The 4,504-nt window shown below is 72.9% G+C and carries 3 protein-coding genes; all 3 read right to left on the bottom strand.

Annotation, left to right across the window (positions count from 1 at the left end):
* On the bottom strand, positions 1-378 hold a 378-nt coding region (locus Q7W29_01635), incomplete at its 3' end, for a signal recognition particle receptor subunit alpha (protein ID MDO9170512.1).
* Positions 379-4,227, bottom strand: a complete 3,849-nt coding sequence (smc, locus tag Q7W29_01630) for a chromosome segregation protein SMC (protein ID MDO9170511.1) — start codon at positions 4,225-4,227, stop codon at positions 379-381.
* A gap of 37 nt (positions 4,228-4,264) precedes the next feature.
* Positions 4,265-4,504, bottom strand: a 240-nt coding sequence (locus Q7W29_01625; GenBank protein MDO9170510.1) for an SPOR domain-containing protein, incomplete at its 5' end; no start/stop codon positions are given.

The following is a 4,504-nucleotide window of genomic DNA, read 5'->3' as shown; positions in this document are numbered from 1 at the left end:
CGCCGCCGGCGCCTGTGCGGTCCGGGCCGCCCGGGCCTTGCGCCCGCGCGCCGGCGCCTCGCCGGCCTCGTCCCAGCTGCGCACCTTCACGCTGGTCTGCGCCTCGCGCAGGATCGCGGCGATGTCCGCGCGGATCACCTGGGTGACGCCCTCGAGCGTGGCCTCGCCGCCGGTCTCCTTCAGGCGCTTCTCGATGGACTGGACGATGCGCGTGCTGGCCTTGACCCCGAGGTCCGCCGAGATCAGCAGCGCCTCGATCTCGTCGAGGGTCGCGGCGTCGAGGCGCACCTTGCCGGCGAACAGCTCACCGAGCCGGCCGACGATACTGTCGCGGGTCTTGCGCAGCCCCTGCCGCAGGCGATCGATGGCGCCGAACATCTACTCCGCCTCCATGGCGAGCGGCGAAGTCGCGCCGGCAGTGGTTCCGGCTTCGTCGGCGGCGTCGAGGTCCTCGTCGTCGTCGGCGGCGTCGTCGGCGACGTCGTCGATGTCGTCGGCCTCGTCGTCGGCATCATCGGCGTCGAGCACGAACCGGCTCGCGGAGACGTCGGTGCCGGGCGGCGTCGCCAGCACCGCGCGCTCCTCGGCGGACTCGTCGATCTGCCGGCGCCGCGCCGCGATCGCCTGGCCCAGGTCGGCGTCGCTGCCGGCCTCGGCGACGTCGCGGAAGCTGACCGAGACCAGGCTGCTGACGCCTTCCTCCATCATCGTCACGCCGTAGAGGTGGTTGGCGGTCTCCATCGTCAGCTTGTTGTGGGTGACGACCAGGAACTGGGTCTTGGCGGAGAACTCGCGCAGCAGGCGCACGAAGCGCTGCACGTTCGCGTCGTCCAGCGGCGCGTCGGCCTCGTCCAGCAGGCAGAAGGGCGACGGCTTCACCAGGTAGACCGCGAACAGCAGCGACAGCGCGGTCAGGCAGCGCTCGCCGCCCGACAGCAGCCGGATGTGGTCGACGCGCTTGCCGCGCGGCTGGGCCACGATGTTGATGTTCGACTCCAGGGGGTCGTCCGTCTGCTCCAGCTCGAGATCGGCGCGCCCGCCCTCGAACAGGGTCTGGAACACGGCCACGTAGTTGCGGCGGATCTCCTCGAACGTCTCCTGGAAGAGCTTGCGCGCCGTGCGGTTGATCTTGTCGATGGTCTGCGCGAGGTCCTTGCGGGCGGCCTCCACGTCGGCGACCTGCTCCTCGAGGAAGGTCAGCCGCTCGCGCTTCTGCTCGTACTCCTCGACGGCCAGGTGGTTGACCGCGCCGAGCTCCTCGAGCTTCGCGCGCGAGTCCTCCAGCAGGGCCCGCGCCTGCTCCTCCTGGAAGACGTCGCCGTCGCGCTCCAGCTCCGGCGGCAGGGCCTCGGGGTCGACCGCGCGCACCAGTTCGCGGAAGCGGCCCTTGTACTGCTCCTCGATCCGCTCGACGAGGTTGGCGCGGCGGACCTCCATCGTGGCCTGCTCGGTCTCCAGCCCGTGGGACTCGTCGCGGCAGGCGGTGCGCTGGGACTCGATCGCCCGCACGCGGTCGTGCCAGGCGGCGGTCTCCTGGTGCAGGCCCGAGATCGCCTCGGCGCTGGCCTGGACCAGCAGGCGGCGGCGCTCGCGCTCGTCGAGCCCGGCCTCCAGCTGGGCGCGGCGGCTGACGATCTCCTCCTCCATCCCGGCCAGCTCCTCGCGCAGCGAGACGATTTCCTGGCGCAGGCGCTCCTCGGCCGACGTCATCTCGGCCACCGACTCGCGGCGGTGGGCCAGCGCCGCCTCCAGCTCGCGCAGCTCGCCCTGGTGGCGCGACTGCAGCAGCTTCTTCTCGCCGGCCTCGGCCCGCGCCGCCTCGCGCGCCTGCTCGCTCTGCTTCACGGCCGACCGCAGCTCGTCGACGCGCACACCGCTGTCGCTGCGCAGGCGCCCGCTCTCGTCCAGGTTGCCGCGCAGGCCGGCCTCCTGGTGCGCCAGCTCGCGCAGGCCGTCCTGGGCGAGTTCGGCGTCACGGGCGATGGCGGCCAGGCGCTGCTGCGCGCCGTCGATGCGCGAGCGCGCCTCCGCCTCGTCGACGTGGACGCGCCCGAGGCGCCGGTCCAGATCTTCCATCCGCCCGCGTCCCGCCTGGATCCGGGCCCGCTCCGTCTGCTCGGCCTGCACGGCGTCCGCGACGCGCGCGGTGTGCTCCGCGATCTCCTGCGCGAGCCGGGCGAGGTCCTCCTGCAGCCGCTCCAGCTTCTCGCCGCGGCCGAGCAGGCTCACCTCTTCGCTCTTGCCGCGACCGCCGCGCACCAGGCCGTCGCTGGTGATCAGCAGGCCGGTGCGGGACAGGCAGGCGACGGGGTCGCCGGCGCCGTGGCGGGCCGCCGCGTCGAGCGCGGCCTCGTCCGTCTCGAAGGCCCAGACCCGCGACAGCAGCCGCCGCAGGTGGGGCGTGGCCGCGCCGTCGCCGCGCACCAGGTCGGTCGCGGGGCGTCCCGACGGCGGCGGCGGCGGGCCGGCGACGCCCGGGCGGGCGTCGGCCACCAGGAAGCTGGCGCGGCCCTTCTCCGCCTCGCGCACCAGGCGCACCAGGTCGAGCGCCTTGCCGTCGTCGCTCACCACGACCGAATCCAGGACGTCGCCGAGCAGGGTCTCGAAGGCCGCGGTCCAGCCCTCGTCGACGGTCAGCTGCTCGGCGAGGCTGCCGAGGATCCCGGGATCCCCGCGCCGCGTCTGCAACACCTCGCGGGCGGCGCCGCCGTAGCCGTGCAGGCTCTCGGTGATGCGCTTGAGCAGCTCGTGGCGCGAGCGGAGCGACTCGCTGCGCGCCTCGCGCAGCGAGACCTCGTCGCGCAGGCGGGCGCGCTCGGCCTGGGACTCCTGGAGCCTGCGCTCGGCATCGGACAGCTCGCCGAGGAGCCCGCGGCGGGCCTCAGCCAGCTCGGTCTGGCGGGCGGCGGCCTCCTGCAGCCGGGCCTCCTCGCGGCGCCGCGCCTCCTGCTGCTGCGCGGTCTCCTGCTCGAGGACCCGCAGGCGCTCGTGGCGGTTCTCGCGCCGGATCTCCAGCTCCCGCAGCTCGGACTTGCGGCGGTTGTCCGTCTCGATGAACTCCAGGTTCAGCTGGGACGCCTTCTCCAGGGCGCCGCGGTCGGCGTCGTAGCGCGACTCGATGAGCTGCAGGTCCTCCTGCAGGCGCGCGAGATCGGCGGTGAGGTCCGCGGAGCGCGCCGTCAGGCCCTGCTTGCGGTCCGCGAGGTCGTGCAGCTCCGCGTGCGCGGTCTCGCGGCGGCGGCAGATGTCGGCCACCGACTCGGTGCTCTCCTGCAGGCGACGCTGGTGGTCGCCGATGCGGTGCTCGAGCAGCAGCGACTTCTGTTCCACGGCGCGCAGCTGCTCCTCGAAGGCCTGCAGCGACTCCTCGAGGCCGTGGCGCTCGGCCTCGCGCTCGTCGACGGCGGGCCGGGTGGCCTCGATGCGCGCCCGCAGCTCCGCCAGCTCGCCGCTGTCGGATTCGGCGAGCACGGCCAGCTCCTGGCGCCGCTCGCGGAGCTCCAGCTCGCGCTGGTCCATGCGGCGCACGGCGCGGCCGGCCAGCAGCAGGTCCAGGGCCCGCGACTGGGCGTAGAGCCGCTGGTACCGGCGGGCCTTGCCGACCTGCCGCTGCAGCGAGCGCACCTCGCGGCCGATCTCCTCGCTGATGTCGCGCAGGCGCAGCAGGTCCTGCTCGGTCTGGTCGAGCTTGCGCTGGGCCTCCTTGCGGCGGGCCTTGTAGCGCACGATGCCGGCGCCCTCCTCGACCAGCAGGCGGACCTCCTGGCTGTTCTCGTTCAGGATGCGCCCGATCTTCTCCTGCTCGATGACGCTGTAGGCGGTGTTGTTGACGCCGGTGTCGAAGAACAGGTCGCGCAGGTCCTTCAAGCGGACCGGCGCGTCGTTCAGGTAGTACTGGGAGAAGCCGTCGCGCGTGACCCGGCGCTTGATCGTCACCTCGTCGTACTCGATGCGCATGGCGCGGTTGTCGTTGGTGAAGGTCAGCGCCACCTCGCACAGGCCGACCGGCTTGCGCCGGGCCGTGCCCTTGAAGATGATGTCCTCCATCACCGTGCCGCGCAGCTGCTTCGCCGACTGCTCGCCGAGCACCCAGCGGATCGCGTCGACGATGTTGCTCTTGCCGCAGCCGTTGGGCCCCAGGATGGCGGTGATGCCCTGGTCGAATTCCAGCACCGTGCGGTCGACGAACGACTTGAATCCCTGCAGTTCCACCCGCTTCAGTTTCACGTGCGTGTCCTTCTGGGTTCGCCGCGGCCGGGCCGCGTCAGCGCAGGCGTTCCGCGGCGACGGGCTGGGCCCAGTCCGTCCGCAGGCGCGCGAAGAGTTCGTCCTGCGCCGCACGGGCCGCGGCGCGGTCGGGGAAGTTCCCCGCGTAGATCCGGAACAGGTGCCGGCGACCGGAGTCCTCGGCATGGATCAGCCCGACGACGCCCCGGCCGGCCATGACGGCGACCTCTTCCAGGGCCAGCAGGCTGTCGTCGAAGGAATAGACGTGGAGGCACCA

This window comes from bacterium (assembly GCA_030654305.1).
Lineage (GTDB): Bacteria > Krumholzibacteriota > Krumholzibacteriia > LZORAL124-64-63 > LZORAL124-64-63 > PNOJ01.
Note: the sequence above shows the minus strand (reverse complement) of the source record. Positions and strands in the feature narration are given on the sequence as shown.